Raw genomic sequence first — 13,957 nt, forward strand, 5'->3', positions numbered from 1 at the left:
GGCCTAAACCTTCGCTCTGTACGCCGATTTCGCCGGTTTGGCAGGCTTGCCGGACCCGTTGTCACGCGGCGGTAGGCCCGTGTGCTGCGTCAGCAAACGGCCCTTGGTCACCTTTGAAGCTGTGGTGGTCACCGTGGTGGAGTTCTTCTTGCGGGCGCTCTCGTAGCCACCATCGGTCATCGGCTGGTAGGTGGGGATCAGGTGGTGCTTGCCGTTGCCGATCAAATCAGCGCGGTCCATCGCCTTCAGGGCTTCACGCAGCAGCGGCCAGTTGTTGGCATCGTGGTAGCGCAAAAACGCCTTGTGCAAGCGGCGGCGGCGGTCGCCACGGACGATGTCTACGGTCTCGCTGTCACGGGTGACCTTGCGCAGCGGGTTTTTGCCGCTGTGGTACATGGTGGTGGCGGTGGCCATCGGCGACGGGTAGAAGGTCTGCACCTGGTCGGCACGGAAGCCGTTTTTCTTCAGCCACAGGGCCAAGTTCATCATGTCTTCGTCGCTGGTGCCGGGGTGCGCGGCGATGAAGTACGGGATCAGGTACTGCTTCTTGCCGGCCTCAGCGCTGAACTTCTCGAACAGGGTTTTGAACTTGTCATAGCTGCCGATGCCGGGCTTCATCATCTTGGTCAGCGGGCCTTGCTCGGTGTGCTCGGGCGCGATTTTCAGGTAGCCGCCCACGTGGTGGGTCACCAATTCTTTGACGTACTCGGGGCTTTGCACAGCCAGGTCGTAGCGCAGGCCGGAGCCGATCAAAATCTTCTTGATGCCCTTGAGCGCACGGGCGCGGCGATAGATCTTGATCAACGGGTCGTGGTTGGTACCCAGGTTGGAGCAAATGCCAGGGTAGACGCAGCTGGGCTTGCGGCAGGCAGCCTCGATCTCGGGGCTCTTGCAGCCCAGGCGGTACATGTTGGCCGTGGGGCCGCCCAGGTCGGAAATCGTGCCGGTGAAGCCCTTCACCTTGTCGCGGATGTCTTCCACCTCTTTGATGATGGATTCTTCGGAGCGGCTCTGGATGATGCGGCCCTCGTGCTCGGTGATAGAGCAAAAGGTGCAGCCGCCAAAGCAGCCGCGCATGATGTTCACGCTGAAGCGGATCATCTCCCAGGCGGGTATCTTGGTGGTGCCGTCATGGCTGCCGTTCTCGTCGGCGTAGGCCGGGTGCGGGCTGCGGGCATACGGCAGGTCGAACACGGTGTCCATCTCGGCCGTGGTCAGCGGGATGGGCGGCGGGTTGATCCACACGTCGCGGGCGGTCACGCCCTCGCCGTGGGCTTGCACCAGGCAGCGGGCGTTGCCAGGGTTGGTTTCCAGGTGCAGCACGCGGTTGGCGTGGGCGTAGAGCACCGGGTCGGCCTTGACCTGCTCATAGGATGGCAGGCGGATGACCGAACGGTCACGGGCGGGGACTTTGATTTTGGCCAGTTCACGTGCTTGCGAACGGGCCAAAGCATCGCCCAGCGACGGGCTCATCTTGACCACCGCTGTGGCGGGCAAACCCTGCGGATTGGCTTCGTCCTTGGAGCAGCTAGTGCCCTGCTCTGCCGCCTGCTCAGAGGTGGTTTGGTAGGGGTTGATGTGCGACTCAATCCGGCCCGGCGCATCGACCGAAGTGGAGTTGATCTCAATCCAATCGCGCCCAGTGGGGTCGTCACTGCGGCGGATAAATGCCGTGCCGCGCACATCGGTAATGCTCTGAATCGGCTCTTTGGCGGCCAGGCGGTGGGCCACTTCGACAATGGCGCGCTCGGCGTTGCCGTACAGCAGCAGGTCGCACTTGGCATCCACCACCACGCTGCGGCGCACTTTGTCAGACCAGTAGTCGTAGTGGGCGATGCGGCGCAGCGAGCCTTCGATGCCGCCCAGAATAATCGGCACGTCTTTATAAGCTTCACGGCAGCGCTGGCTGTAGACGATGGCCGCGCGGTCGGGGCGCTTGCCGCCGATGTCGCCTGCGGTGTAGGCATCGTCACTGCGGATTTTGCGGTCGGCGGTGTAGCGGTTGATCATCGAATCCATGTTGCCCGACGTGACGCCGAAGAATAGATTCGGTTTGCCCAGCGCCTTGAACGGGTCGGCGCTTTGCCAGTCGGGCTGGGCGATGATGCCGACGCGAAAGCCCTGCATCTCCAGCATGCGGCCAATCACCGACATGCCGAAGCTGGGGTGGTCTACGTAGGCATCGCCGGTGACGATGATCACATCGCAGCTGTCCCAGCCCAGTTTGTCCATCTCGGCGCGGTTCATGGGCAAAAATTTGGCAGTACCAAAGCGGGCCGCCCAGTACTTGCGGTAGCTGGTCAGCGGCTTGGCGGCGCGCGCGAAAAAAGAAACGTCGACGGGGGCGTTCATGGCTGTCTTTGTGGAGATTAACCCGCGATTTTAAGGCTTGGAGGCATAGACGGCCAGTTTTCCCACGGGAAAGCCCCACGCCAAGCCCTGCAACGGATCGGCTACCCTTGGCCCCCGTCCACATCTTTGCCTTTCGCGCCCTTTTGCATGCACCGCACGATTTTTGACACCCCGGTGGTGAACACCGTTTTACGCGCCCTGAGCCAGGTTTTTCTGAAATGCAGTGGTTGGACCATTGAAGGCGCCCTGCCCCAACATATCTCCAAATGCGTGCTGATCGCCGCGCCCCACACCAGCAACTGGGACCTGCCCTACACGCTGATGACCGCCTTTGTGCTGCGGCTGCATATTTACTGGATGGGCAAGGAGTCGATTTTCAAACCACCTTTTCGGGGCTTGATGCGCTGGCTGGGCGGCATTTCCGTGAACCGCGAGACATCTACAAACATGGTGGCAGCATCGGTACAGGCCATACAGCAAGCCGACCACAGCCTGCAACTGGTGGTGCCACCCGAAGGCTCGCGCAGCCAGGTGCGCTACTGGAAAACCGGCTTTTACTACATCGCGTTGGGGGCCGGGGTGCCAATTGTGCTGGCCTACATGGACTACAGCCGCAAAGTCGCTGGGCTGGGGCCGGTGTTCTACCCCACTGGAGACATCGAGGCCGACATGCGCAGCATCCAGGCCTTTTACGCCCCCTTTAAGGGTAAAAACTCCCGCGCAGAAAATTTATAAAAAAAGTGCTTCTAGCGCATATGCATCATGCGCTATTAGCTATATTTAATATAGCAATCAGCCTAACCCCATTGCCCGGGTAATCACCTCTTTCATGATCTCGTTGGTGCCGCCGTAGATGCGCTGCACCCGGGCATCGGCGTAGGCGCGGGTGATGGGGTATTCCCACATGTAGCCGTAGCCGCCGAAGAGCTGCACGCACTCGTCCATCACCTTGCATTGCAGGTCGGTGGTCCAGTACTTGGCCATGCTGGCGGTGGCGGTGTCCAGGCGGTCTTGCAGTAGCAGTTCGGTGCAGCGGTCGATAAACACCTGGGCTACCTGCACCTCGGTTTGCAGCTCGGCCAGGGTGAAACGGGTGTTCTGGAAACTGGCTACGGGCTGGCCAAACACCTTGCGCTCCTTCACATAGGCCACGGTCCAGTCGATGGCGGCCTGGGCTGCGGCCACGGCGGTGATGGCGATTTGCAGACGCTCCCAGGGCAGCTGCTCCATCAGGCAGATAAAGCCCTTGTTGGCATGCACCGCGCCGCCCAGCAATTGCCCGGCACCCAGGTGCACGTTGTCAAAAAACAGCTCTGCCGTGTCCTGCGCTTTCATGCCCAGCTTCTTGAGCCGCTTGCCCACGCTAAAGCCCGGCATGCCGCGTTCGACCAAAAAAAGGCTGGTTCCCTTGGCCCCGGCCGCCGGATTGGTTTTGGCCACCACGACCACCAAGTCGGCATGCCAGCCGTTGGTGATGAAGGTCTTGCTGCCGTTGAGCCGGTAGCTGCCGTCGGGCTGCTGGAGGGCGGTGGACTGGATGCCTTGCAGGTCCGACCCCGCTGCGGGTTCGCTCATGGCAATCGCGCCCACCATCGCCCCGCTGGCCATGTGCGGCAGGTATTGGGCCTTTTGCGCAGGCGTGCCATAGTGCAGCAGGTAGGGGGCGACGATCTCGCTGTGCAAGCCGTAGCCAATGCCGGTGACCCCGGCGCGGGCCAGTTCCTCCATCTGCACCACCGAATACAGCTTGTCGGCCCCCGAACCGCCAAACTCTTCAGGCATGGAGGCGCATAAAAACCCGTTGGCCCCGGCCGCATGCCACACGGCCCGGTCGACATAGCCCTGGTCCTCCCAGGCGGCATGAAAAGGCACGATTTCTTTCTCTACAAAACGGCGAAAACTGTCCCGAAAGGCTTCGTGGTCGGGGCTGAATAGAGAGCGTTCAATCATGGGCGTGTTTCGATAGATGCTGGGTTGAAGAAGCAATGTAGCGCAGCGCAAGCGGTCCACAGGCTCACATTTCCCCCCATTGGGGGATAAACTTCCGCGCGATCAAGACTGCTAAAACGATAGCGATAATCCCGCCATGCAAGCCCCATCCACCCCCTCCCAGCCGCGTTCGCCCACCGATTTATTCACCTCCTTCACCTGGCTGGCCTTACAGGGCTTTGGCGGCGTGCTGGGCGTGGTGCAGCGCGAGCTGGTGGACAAAAAGCGCTGGCTCACGCAAGAAGAATTCCTGGAAGATTGGGCGGTGGCGCAGATCATGCCCGGCCCGAATGTGCTGAACCTGTCGGTGATGATTGGCGACCGCTACTTCGGCCTGCGCGGGGCCCTGGCGGCCTGCACCGGCTTGCTGGCCGTACCGCTGCTGGTAGTGCTGGCGCTGGCCCTGGTGTATGCCCAATATGCCGACAACCCGGCCGCCATTGGCGCGCTGCGCGGCATGGGCGCGGTGGCCGCCGGGTTGATTTGCGCCACCGGCCTGCGCCTGCTGCGGGCCGTGCGCCTGCATGTGCTGGGCCGCGCACTGTGTGTGCTGCTGGGGCTGCTCACTTTCATCCCCGTGGCCCTGCTGCACTGGCCGCTGGTCTACGTATTGCTGCTGGTGGGCGGTGCGGCCTGCATGCTCACCTACCGAAAGCTCACGCCATGAACCCCGGCCTGCACAGCATCGCCCTGGATGCGCTGGACTGGCTGAACCTGTTCTGGCATTTCATCTCGCTGTCGCTGCTGGCGGTGGGCGGGGCCATCACCGCCGCCCCCGACATGCACCGCTTTTTGGTGGAAGAGCAGCACTGGCTGACCAACGCGCAGTTCAACGCATCCATCGCCATCGCCCAGGCCGCGCCGGGGCCGAATGTGCTGTTCATCGCCCTGATGGGCTGGTACGTGGGGCTGAATGCGGGCGGCTACGCGCTGGCCCTGCTCGGCATGGCCTGCACCATGCTGGGTATCTTGCTGCCCAGCACGCTGTTGATGTGGTTTTCGGCCCGTTGGGGCCAGCGTAACCGCGAGCTGCGCGCCGTGCGGGCCTTCAAACAGGGCATGGCCCCCATCGTGATTGCGCTGATGCTGGCCACCGGCTGGCTGCTGTCCAGCGCCCAGCACGGGCCAGAGCGCGACTGGCCGCTGTGGCTGATGACGGCCCTGAGCGCCTGGGTGTTCTGGCGCACCAAGATCCACATTCTGTGGCTGCTGGGGACGGGGGCGGTGCTGGGCGCGATGGGCTGGGTGTGATGCTATTTATTCAATAGCTACCTGCGCACATTCAATAAGCGCCAGAGGCCGATTCGACCATTAAAAAAGGGCCTCGAAAGGCCCTTTTTAATTTACTTGGATTCTGCTTTGGTGTCGGTAAACCTGCCGTAGCTCTGCAACCGGTCGTAGCGGCGGTCCAGCAGTTCCTTGACCTTCAGGTCGCTGACCTGGCGGTAGGCATCGCCCAGGGCACGCTTGAGGAAGGCAGCCATCTGCTTGTGGTCGCGGTGTGCGCCGCCCACGGGCTCGTTGACGATCTTGTCGATCACGCCCAGGGCTTTGAGGCGGTGGGCGGTGATGCCCAGGGCCTCGGCGGCGTCAGAAGCCTTGTCAGAGGTCTTCCACAAAATCGACGCGCAACCTTCGGGGCTGATGACGGAGTAAATGGAATATTGCAGCATCACCACCTGGTCGGCCACCGAAATTGCCAGCGCGCCGCCGGAGCCGCCTTCGCCAATGATGGTGGTGATGATGGGCACTTCCAGCTGCGCCATCTCGAAGATGTTGCGGCCAATGGCCTCGGACTGGCCGCGTTCTTCCGCGTCGATGCCGGGGTAGGCACCGGGCGTATCCACAAAAGTAAACACCGGCAGGCCAAATTTCTCGGCGGTTTTCATCAGGCGCAGGGCTTTGCGGTAGCCCTCGGGCTTGGTCATGCCGAAGTTACGCAGGCCGCGTTCCTTGGTGTCGCGGCCCTTTTGGTGGCCCAACACCATGCAGGCCGTGCCGTTGAAGCGGGCCAGACCACCGACGATGCTCAGGTCGTCCGAGAAATGGCGGTCGCCGTGCAGCTCCACGAAATCGGTGAAGATTTCTCTCACATAGTCCAGCGTGTACGGGCGCTCAGCGTGGCGGGCAATCTTGGTGATCTGCCAAGGCGTGAGCACGCTGTAGATGTCTTTGGTGAGCTGCTGGCTCTTTTTGCTGAGCTGGTCGATTTCTTCAGAAATATCGACGGCGGACTCGGTCTGCACGTAGCGCAGCTCTTCGATTTTGGTTTCCAGGTCCGAGATGGGTTGCTCGAAGTCGAGAAAGGTTCGTTTAGCCAAAATTTTTACTCCTTATTTTTCGCATCCGGCGCGGGCACGGGTGCCAAAGAGCGCCAAATATACCAAGTTGCCACGCTGCAAAACGGGGCCCAGGCGGCGGCCACTTCGCGGGCCTCGCTGCGGCTCACCGGGTCGCCGGAAAAGTAGTTCTGGCTGATGCCGTTGATCAGGCCCACGTCGTCCAGCGGCAGCACATTGGGCCGCATCATGTGGAAGATGAGGAACATCTCGGCCGTCCAGCGGCCAATGCCCCGGATCGCCACCAGTTCGGTAATGATGGCCTCGTCGTCCATGTCTTCCCAGGCCTGCACGTGCAGCTTGCCGGCGTCGAAATGCAGGGCCAAGTCCACCAGGTATTCAACCTTGCGGGCGCTCAGACCCGCAGCACGCATATCGTCCACTTTGAGCTTGAGCACGTTTTGCGGGGCCATCTGCTCGGGCAGCTTGACGAACTTGCCCCACACGGTTTGCGCGGCCTTGACCGAAATCTGCTGGCCCACCACGCTGCGTGCCAGGGTGGTGAAGGCATCGCCGCGCGTCTCCAGGCAGACATCGCCAAACTGCGGGATCAGGCGCTTCATCACCCGGTCTTTTTTAACCAGGTGTTTGCGGGCTTCGGCCCAGTAGGCGGGGGTGAACACTGCCGCGTCTTCAGCCGCTATCTTTTTAAGAGCTACCACCGCACATTCCACCTGCGCTGGAGGCATAAAACAACTAAATTATGGATCATGCAGCTTCCCAGGTCGTGCCGCTGGCCGTGTCCTTGAGGGCGATGCCCTGGCCCAACAAATGCTGGCGGATGCGGTCGGCTCCGGCGAAGTTGCGGGTGATTTTGGCCTCGGCGCGCTGGGCGATCAGCAGCTGGATCGCTGCGTCATCCAGCACCGTACCGGCTTGCAAAAACGCCTTGGCGCTGCCTTGCAGCAAACCCAGCGTACCGCCCAGGGCTTGCAACAGCCCGGCCAGTTCGGCCGACTGGGTGCGGTTAATTTCAGAGGCCAAATCAAACAGCACGGCCAACGCTTCGGGCGTGCCAAAGTCTTCGTCCATCGCGGCCTGGAAGCGGGCGGCGAACGGCTGGGTCCAGTCAATAACGGCGGGCACTACGGGCACGACCGAATCTAGTGCGGTGTACAGGCGTTTCAGCGCGGTGTGGGCATCGTTCAAATGCATATCGCTGTAGTTCAACGGACTACGGTAATGAGTCCGCACCAAGAAAAACCGCAGAGTCTCCGGCTTTTTAAACTTCTGCAACACGTCGCGGATGGTGAAAAAGTTGCCCAGGCTCTTGGACATCTTTTCGTTGTCTACCCGCACAAAGCCGTTGTGTACCCAGAAGCGGGCCAGCGGCTTGCCGGAGGCACCTTCGCTCTGGGCAATTTCGTTCTCGTGGTGCGGAAACTGCAAATCGGCCCCACCGCCGTGGATGTCAAAGCTCTCGCCCAGGGTTTGGCAGGACATGGCCGAGCACTCGATGTGCCAGCCGGGGCGGCCAGGGCCGAAGTCGCTGGGCCAGATGGCGTCAGTGGGCTCGGTGGGTTTGGCGGCTTTCCAGAGCACGAAGTCCAGCGGGTCGTCCTTGCCGTCCAGCACCGCCACGCGCTCACCGGCGTGCAGCTCGTCCAGCGATTTTCCCGACAGCTGGCCGTAGCCGGGGAATTTGCGCACCGCAAAGTTCACATCGCCCTGCGGCGTGCGGTAGGCCAGGCCCTTGGCTTCCAATGTGGCGATCAGGCCCAGCATCTGCGGCACGTAGTCGGTGGCGCGGGGCTCCAGCGTGGGCGGCTGTATGCCCAGCAAGGCGATGTCCTGGTGCATGGCCAGGGTCATCTCGTCGGTCAGGGCGCGGATGGTGATGCCACGCTGCACGGCGCGGGCAATGATCTTGTCGTCAATATCAGTGATGTTGCGCACATAGGTGACGCGCAGGCCGCTCACCTTGAGCCAGCGCTGCACCACGTCAAACGCCATCATCATGCGGGCGTGGCCGATGTGGCACAGGTCGTAGATCGTCATGCCGCACACATACATACGCACATGGCCGGGCTCGATAGGGGAAAACTCTTCGGTGGCACGCGACAGCGTGTTGTAAATGCGCAAACTCATGGAATCTAGTAGTACCGCAGAACGCATAAAGGTTCGGCGGGCGTGAGAACAAGGGTGGTGGAATCGGGTAGCGACAGACGGCAGGCAAACGGCACAGGGGCGGGGAAAGCGGCAGCAGACCCCTCGGCTACAATCCTTGGCAGTATATCGCCCTGCGTTTGGGCTTGGCCTCATATCCTGTTTGCACTCTTTTGTAGAGGCTTTATGTCACATTCTTTGCCACGTTTTTCTGTTGTTTTGCGCCTTTTTGCGGCCTCGGCGCTTGTCGCCTCGGCGACGGTCCATGCAGACGACTATGGCGATGTCAACCAGTTGCTGAAGGCCGCCAAGTTCACTGAAGCCCAAGCCAAAGCCGATCTGTACCTGGCCGTGAAGCCCAAAGATCCGCAAATGCGCTTTTTGAAGTCGTCCGTGCAGTCTGCCGCTGGCCAGCCTCTTGAGGCCATTGCCACCCTGACCGCCCTGACCCAGGAATTCCCCGAGCTGCCCGAGCCGTACAACAACCTGGCCGTGCTCTACGCCAGCCAGAACCAGTTCGACAAGGCCCGCACTGCACTGGAAATGGCCGTGCGCATCAACCCCGGCTACGCCACCGCGTTTGAGAACCTGGGCGACATCTACGCCAAGCTGGCCAGCCAGTCGTACAGCAAGTCGCTGCAACTCAACGCCAGCAACCCGCTGGCCTCGCAAAAAATAGCTTTACTGAAAACGGTGCTGGCCCCGGCCACCCCAGCCGCGCCTACCAAAACCAAGTAACACGGCACGGGTCGTTCGCAGGGCAGCGCAACCGCTGCCCTTTTTGTCTTTTAAATACTCCACTCCATGACCTTCTCCAACGCCAAACGCGCCCTCTTGGTCGCTTGTGCCCTGTGGGCATCCCACAGCGCTTTTGCCGCCGAAGCACCACAGCTCAAGTTCAGCACCTCGCTGGGCGACTTTGTGGTCGAGGTCTACCCCGATAAAGCGCCCAAGACGGTCGAAAACTTTGTCCAATACGCCAAAGACAAACACTATGAAGGCACGGTGTTCCACCGCGTGATCGACGGCTTTATGGTGCAAGGCGGCGGCTTTGGCACCGACATGAAAGAAAAGGCCACCCGCGCCCCCGTGCCGCTGGAAGCCAACAACGGCTTGAAAAACGACCGGGGCACCATCGCCATGGCCCGCACCAGCAACCCGAATTCGGCCACCGCGCAGTTCTTCATTAACGTCAAGGACAACCCCAATCTGAACGCCCCCTCGCCGGATGGCCACGGCTACGCCGTGTTTGGCAAAGTCGTCAGCGGCATGGAGGTGGTGGACAAAATCCGCGTTGTGCCCACGGGCAATGGCGATGTCCCGAGAACCCCCATCGTTATCAAATCTGTCACCCTCGTTAAATAAAAAAGGAATCCTTGCCATGAGCAACCCTAAAGTCGAATTCCACATTGCCAATCGCGGCGTCATCACCTTAGAACTGGACGCGGAAAAGGCCCCCAAATCGGTTGCCAACTTCCTGGCCTACGTAGCCAAGGGCCATTACGACAACACCGTGTTCCACCGTGTGATCCCTGGCTTCATGGTCCAGGGCGGCGGCTTTGAGCCTGGCATGAAGCAAAAGGGCAGCGACGCCCCCATCGACAACGAAGCAAACAACGGCCTGAAGAACGACAACTACACCGTCGCCATGGCCCGCACCAACGACCCGCACTCGGCAACCGCGCAGTTCTTCATCAACGTGGCCAACAACGGCTTCCTGAACCACACCGCCATCTCGTCGTCGGGCTGGGGCTATGCCGTGTTCGGCAAAGTCGTGTCGGGCGCTGAAGTAGTGGATGGCATCAAGACCGTCAAAACCGGCAACAAGGGCGGCCACGGCGATGTGCCCAATGAAGACGTGATCATTGAAAAAGCTGTAGCCGTCTAATTCGGACTTCAGTTTGACCTCGACCGTGCCCCCCGTGGCGGAGCTATTGGCTCCCAACCACTGGCGCACGGTCGCTTGCATTTCAGACCTGCATTTGCAGGCCAGCGAGCCCGCCACCTTTGCGGCCTGGCAGCGCAGCATGGCCAGCACTAAGGCGGATGCGATCTTCATACTGGGCGATTTGTTTGAAGTCTGGGTCGGCGACGACGCGCTGGATGCCGACCCTGCCGGTTTCGATGCCGCCTGCGTGCAAGTACTGCGCGATACCGCCCGCCAGCGCCCGGTGTTTTTCATGCACGGCAACCGCGATTTTCTGGTGGGCCGCGCCTGCCTGGATGCCTGCGGCGTGACCCTGCTCGACGATCCCACCGTATTGCAATTTGCCGGGCAGCGCTGGCTGCTGAGCCACGGCGACGCACTGTGCCTGGACGATGTGGATTACCTGCAATTTCGCGCCGTGGTGCGCAGCCCGCAGTGGCAACAGAATTTTTTAGCCAAACCCCTGGCCGAGCGCCAGCAGATCGCCCGGGGCATTCGCAGCCAGAGCGAAGAGCGCAAACGCAGCGGTGTGGCCTATGCCGATGTGGACACGGCCGCCGCCATGGAATGGCTGCACGCCGCCCAGGCCACGGTGCTGGTCCACGGCCATACGCACCGCCCGGCGCAGCACGATCTGGAGCACGGCTTGCAACGCTGGGTGATGACCGACTGGGATGCCAGCGCGCATCCGCCACGGGGCGAGTGGCTGTGCCTGTCGGCAGCCGGTGTGCAGCGCGTGCCGCTGGTTTGACACAGTTTTTATATGCCGAATTGGCCTATGGCGCATATAAATACTGCGCAAGTAGCTACACTTTATATAGCACAATCCCAGCTTGGCTCCAAGCTCCACTGCGCTGCCAAAAAATTCAGCAATGTGCGCAATGTGGTCGGTTGGTGGCGGCGCGACAGGTACACGCCGTAAATCCCCAGCGCCGTGGGCTGCCAGTCGGGCAACACCGATACCAGTGCGCCGCTGCGCAGCAGGGGGGCCACCATAAAGGTCGGCAGCATCGCCACGCCACCGCCCGCCAATACAGCCTGTAACAAAGTCGAGGTCTCGTTGGCGCTGAGGTTGCCGCTGACGTGCACCGCCGTTTCTTGGCCATCGCGGACCAGATTCCACTGGCTTTTGCTATACCGCGAATAGGTCAGGCAGTTGTGTCCGGCCAGGTCGTCCAGCACCTGCGGCCTGCCGTGCCGGACCAAATAATCTGGCGTGGCGCACAGCACCGATCGGCAGACCGACAGTTTCTGGGCCATCAGGCCGGGGTCGATCGCATTGGTGATGCGCACCGCCAGGTCGGTCCGGTCTTCGGCAAAGTGCACAGCCTGGTCGCCCAATTGCAGATCCACCCGGGTGCGCGGATAGCGGGCCAGATAGGCCACCAGCGCGGGCGCCAAATGGGTCTGCCCCAGGGCCACGGGCGCGGTCACGCGGATCGGGCCGTGGGGTTCGGTGTCGCGCTGGCCCACCACCTGCTCCACATCATTGACCAGCTCCAGCAGTTGGCGGCTGCGGGCCATGCAAGCCTCACCTGCCTCGGTGAGCGACAAGCGGCGGGTCGAGCGTTGTAGCAAGCGCGTGCCCAGCCAGTGCTCCAGCTCGGCGATATGCCGCGTCACCATGGCCCGCGACATGCCCAGTGTCTCGGCCGCAGCGGTAAAGCTGCCCCGCGTAACCACTTCGCTAAATACGCGCATGGCAGAAATTCGATCCATACCCAGTCCTCACATGGTCCATTCATGCAACAACCCACGGTTGTGCTGGGCGCGATTGAATCACGGAACAACGAAAAAATCCGATAAAAACTGTATGCAATAAATTTCAAAGATACATTCACATACCTAAAAATATTTAAATAATAAGCAACCCAAAGATATACAGCCCCAAACGCAGCATAAGACCCTGTAAAAACAGGCTCAACCAGCCCCGCTACAGGCTCATGCCACGCCATTAGGACTTACGCGTAGAGCGGTTTATTCGCTGACCTTGCCGCGCAGCGCTTTGGTGCTGGAGCGCTGGCTTTTGCCCTCCAGTCGGCGCTGCCGGGAACCATAGGTGGCTTTGGTGGCGCGGCGTACCAGCGGGGCCTGGGCCACGCTGTTGACCAGCGCCTCCAGCCGCTGCAAGGCATCGGCACGGTTCTGGTCCTGGCTGCGGTGCTGCTGGGCCTTGAGCACCACCACGCCCAGCTGGGTGATGCGGCTGTCACGCAGGGCCAGCATCCGTTCTTTCACATCCGCCGGCAAGCTGGACGCAGCAATGTCAAAGCGCAGATGCACCGCGCTGGATACCTTGTTGACGTTTTGCCCGCCTGCACCCTGCGCGCGGATGGCGGTCATTTCGACCTCCTCCGGGTCGATGCTGAGCGGGCGAAAGTAGATCATTTCAGCTGCACGGCGCCAGATACCGTCACCTGCACCGTGCTTTTGCCGGCTTCCACCGGCACGGCCATGTCGCTGGATGCCATCTTGGCCTCCATCGCCATCATTCTCGGGCGCGGCATGCCGCCGGAGTCGGATGCATCCACCGCCACCTCGCGCAGGGTATAGCCCGCAAAGCCAAAGCCCTTGGCAATCTCGCCCGCCTTGGTCTTGAACTGTTCGATCGCCATGGTTTGCGCCTGGCCCTCCACCTGGGCACGCTGGCTGCGGCTGAGGCCAAAGCTGACATTGCCCATGGTCAGCGTACTGATCTTGCCCGCCGTACTGGCGATGCGGGCGAAGTCGCGGCCTTCCAGCACCAGCTCGGTACTGCCTTGCCAGCCGGTGATCTTGCTGTCTTTGCCATAGCGCGGATACAGGCTGAAGTTGCCGGTGCGCACCTCCAGCTGGCCGGGCAGCACGGCTTTTTTGGCCTCGGTGAGGGCCGCGTCCAGCGCCAGCTTGAGCTGGGTTTGCACCACGCCTGCGTCGCTGCCGTCACGGCTGGTGGTCAACACCATCGTCAGCAGATCTTGCTGCACCTCGACCACGCCGCTGGCCGACAACTGCACCACGTTGCGGGGCACTTGGGCCGTGCTGTTTTCTTGAGAAAACACACTTGTAGCGCATATGAATACTGCGCAAGACGCTACTGATTTAATAGCAAAATTCAAAACGATAGGCATGTGGAGCTTTCAGAAAATAAAGGGCCAACAGAGGTAACGCTTGCGGCCCCGATTGCGCGGACTCCACCTGCGACAAAAACGCTTGGCAAAGCACACTGGACCGTATGCAAACTTTGTAACATACTGTCAATGCG

15 protein-coding genes are annotated in these 13,957 nt (G+C 61.2%); 7 read left to right on the forward strand and 8 right to left on the reverse strand.

Translation table 11 applies throughout. From position 1 onward, the window contains the following. Positions 1–3 precede the first annotated feature (3 nt). Entirely contained in the window at positions 4–2,352 is a 2,349-nt protein-coding gene (locus AC0969_RS06195) for a YgiQ family radical SAM protein (RefSeq protein WP_479623263.1), read from the reverse strand. 147 nt (positions 2,353–2,499) lie between these two features. On the opposite strand from AC0969_RS06195, the gene AC0969_RS06200 reads away from it, so the two are divergent. Further along, on the forward strand, positions 2,500–3,087 hold the full coding sequence (locus tag AC0969_RS06200) for a lysophospholipid acyltransferase family protein (protein ID WP_479623264.1): 588 nt from the start codon (positions 2,500–2,502) through the stop codon (positions 3,085–3,087). Between the two features lie 57 nt (positions 3,088–3,144). Here AC0969_RS06200 and AC0969_RS06205 read toward each other — a convergent pair whose 3' ends face one another. Continuing rightward, positions 3,145–4,302, reverse strand: a complete 1,158-nt coding sequence (locus tag AC0969_RS06205) for an acyl-CoA dehydrogenase family protein (protein ID WP_479623265.1) — start codon at positions 4,300–4,302, stop codon at positions 3,145–3,147. 136 nt (positions 4,303–4,438) lie between these two features. Here AC0969_RS06205 and AC0969_RS06210 point away from each other — a divergent pair, with 136 nt between their 5' ends. Continuing rightward, entirely contained in the window at positions 4,439–5,008 is a 570-nt protein-coding gene (locus tag AC0969_RS06210) for a chromate transporter (RefSeq protein WP_479623266.1), read from the forward strand. Further along, a complete protein-coding gene (locus tag AC0969_RS06215; protein WP_479623267.1) occupies positions 5,005–5,592 on the forward strand; it encodes a chromate transporter in 588 nt (195 codons plus the stop codon). Before AC0969_RS06210 ends, AC0969_RS06215 begins: the two co-directional genes overlap by 4 nt. A gap of 92 nt (positions 5,593–5,684) precedes the next feature. Here AC0969_RS06215 and AC0969_RS06220 read toward each other — a convergent pair whose 3' ends face one another. Genes AC0969_RS06220 through cysS form a run of 3 tightly spaced genes read right to left on the reverse strand, consistent with a single transcriptional unit; the run spans position 5,685 to position 8,768 of the window. Continuing rightward, positions 5,685–6,662: an acetyl-CoA carboxylase carboxyltransferase subunit alpha gene (locus tag AC0969_RS06220; protein ID WP_479623268.1), complete on the reverse strand. Its 978-nt coding sequence runs from the start codon at positions 6,660–6,662 to the stop codon at positions 5,685–5,687. Between the two features lie 5 nt (positions 6,663–6,667). Next, positions 6,668–7,369 (reverse strand): DNA-3-methyladenine glycosylase family protein, encoded by a 702-nt coding sequence (locus AC0969_RS06225; RefSeq protein ID WP_479623269.1) that lies wholly within the window; start codon positions 7,367–7,369, stop codon positions 6,668–6,670. A gap of 19 nt (positions 7,370–7,388) precedes the next feature. After that, the gene (gene cysS / locus AC0969_RS06230; RefSeq protein WP_479623270.1) at positions 7,389–8,768 is read right to left on the reverse strand and encodes a cysteine--tRNA ligase; all 1,380 of its coding nucleotides are present in this window, start codon (positions 8,766–8,768) and stop codon (positions 7,389–7,391) included. A gap of 237 nt (positions 8,769–9,005) precedes the next feature. On the opposite strand from cysS, the gene AC0969_RS06235 reads away from it, so the two are divergent. The 4 genes from AC0969_RS06235 to AC0969_RS06250 all read left to right on the forward strand — a co-directional run bounded on the left by AC0969_RS06235 (position 9,006) and on the right by AC0969_RS06250 (position 11,464). Then, positions 9,006–9,524 (forward strand): tetratricopeptide repeat protein, encoded by a 519-nt coding sequence (locus AC0969_RS06235; RefSeq protein WP_479623271.1) that lies wholly within the window; start codon positions 9,006–9,008, stop codon positions 9,522–9,524. 66 nt (positions 9,525–9,590) lie between these two features. After that, the gene (locus tag AC0969_RS06240) at positions 9,591–10,151 is read left to right on the forward strand and encodes a peptidylprolyl isomerase (RefSeq protein WP_479623272.1); all 561 of its coding nucleotides are present in this window, start codon (positions 9,591–9,593) and stop codon (positions 10,149–10,151) included. Between the two features lie 16 nt (positions 10,152–10,167). Further along, positions 10,168–10,674: a peptidylprolyl isomerase gene (locus AC0969_RS06245; protein WP_479623273.1), complete on the forward strand. Its 507-nt coding sequence runs from the start codon at positions 10,168–10,170 to the stop codon at positions 10,672–10,674. A 13-nt stretch (positions 10,675–10,687) separates the two neighbouring features. Beyond that, complete coding sequence (locus AC0969_RS06250; protein WP_479623274.1) at positions 10,688–11,464, forward strand: UDP-2,3-diacylglucosamine diphosphatase; 777 nt, start codon at positions 10,688–10,690, stop codon at positions 11,462–11,464. Between the two features lie 62 nt (positions 11,465–11,526). On the opposite strand, the gene AC0969_RS06255 is transcribed toward AC0969_RS06250, so the two are convergent. The 3 genes from AC0969_RS06255 to AC0969_RS06265 all read right to left on the reverse strand — a co-directional run bounded on the left by AC0969_RS06255 (position 11,527) and on the right by AC0969_RS06265 (position 13,823). Next, entirely contained in the window at positions 11,527–12,432 is a 906-nt protein-coding gene (locus tag AC0969_RS06255) for a LysR family transcriptional regulator (RefSeq protein ID WP_479623275.1), read from the reverse strand. Between the two features lie 258 nt (positions 12,433–12,690). Continuing rightward, a complete protein-coding gene (gene arfB, locus AC0969_RS06260) occupies positions 12,691–13,101 on the reverse strand; it encodes an alternative ribosome rescue aminoacyl-tRNA hydrolase ArfB (RefSeq protein WP_479623276.1) in 411 nt (136 codons plus the stop codon). Then, on the reverse strand, positions 13,098–13,823 hold the full coding sequence (locus AC0969_RS06265; RefSeq protein WP_479623277.1) for an SIMPL domain-containing protein: 726 nt from the start codon (positions 13,821–13,823) through the stop codon (positions 13,098–13,100). Before AC0969_RS06265 ends, arfB begins: the two co-directional genes overlap by 4 nt. Between the last annotated feature and the right edge of the window lie 134 nt (positions 13,824–13,957).

Source organism: Rhodoferax sp. LB1P47, assembly GCF_056521445.1.

Excerpts from the sequence above, each read along its gene's own strand:
- AC0969_RS06195 (WP_479623263.1), bottom strand. The coding sequence starts at position 2,352 with ATGAACGCCCCCGTCGACGTTTCTTTTTTCGCGCGCGCCGCCAAGCCG.
- AC0969_RS06210 (WP_479623266.1), top strand. The coding sequence starts at position 4,439 with ATGCAAGCCCCATCCACCCCCTCCCAGCCGCGTTCGCCCACCGATTTA.
- AC0969_RS06205 (WP_479623265.1), bottom strand. The coding sequence starts at position 4,302 with ATGATTGAACGCTCTCTATTCAGCCCCGACCACGAAGCCTTTCGGGAC.
- AC0969_RS06215 (WP_479623267.1), top strand. The coding sequence starts at position 5,005 with ATGAACCCCGGCCTGCACAGCATCGCCCTGGATGCGCTGGACTGGCTG.
- AC0969_RS06255 (WP_479623275.1), bottom strand. The coding sequence starts at position 12,432 with ATGGATCGAATTTCTGCCATGCGCGTATTTAGCGAAGTGGTTACGCGG.
- AC0969_RS06225 (WP_479623269.1), bottom strand. The coding sequence starts at position 7,369 with ATGCCTCCAGCGCAGGTGGAATGTGCGGTGGTAGCTCTTAAAAAGATA.
- AC0969_RS06240 (WP_479623272.1), top strand. The coding sequence starts at position 9,591 with ATGACCTTCTCCAACGCCAAACGCGCCCTCTTGGTCGCTTGTGCCCTG.
- AC0969_RS06245 (WP_479623273.1), top strand. The coding sequence starts at position 10,168 with ATGAGCAACCCTAAAGTCGAATTCCACATTGCCAATCGCGGCGTCATC.
- arfB (WP_479623276.1), bottom strand. The coding sequence starts at position 13,101 with ATGATCTACTTTCGCCCGCTCAGCATCGACCCGGAGGAGGTCGAAATG.
- cysS (WP_479623270.1), bottom strand. The coding sequence starts at position 8,768 with ATGAGTTTGCGCATTTACAACACGCTGTCGCGTGCCACCGAAGAGTTT.
- AC0969_RS06265 (WP_479623277.1), bottom strand. The coding sequence starts at position 13,823 with ATGCCTATCGTTTTGAATTTTGCTATTAAATCAGTAGCGTCTTGCGCA.
- AC0969_RS06200 (WP_479623264.1), top strand. The coding sequence starts at position 2,500 with ATGCACCGCACGATTTTTGACACCCCGGTGGTGAACACCGTTTTACGC.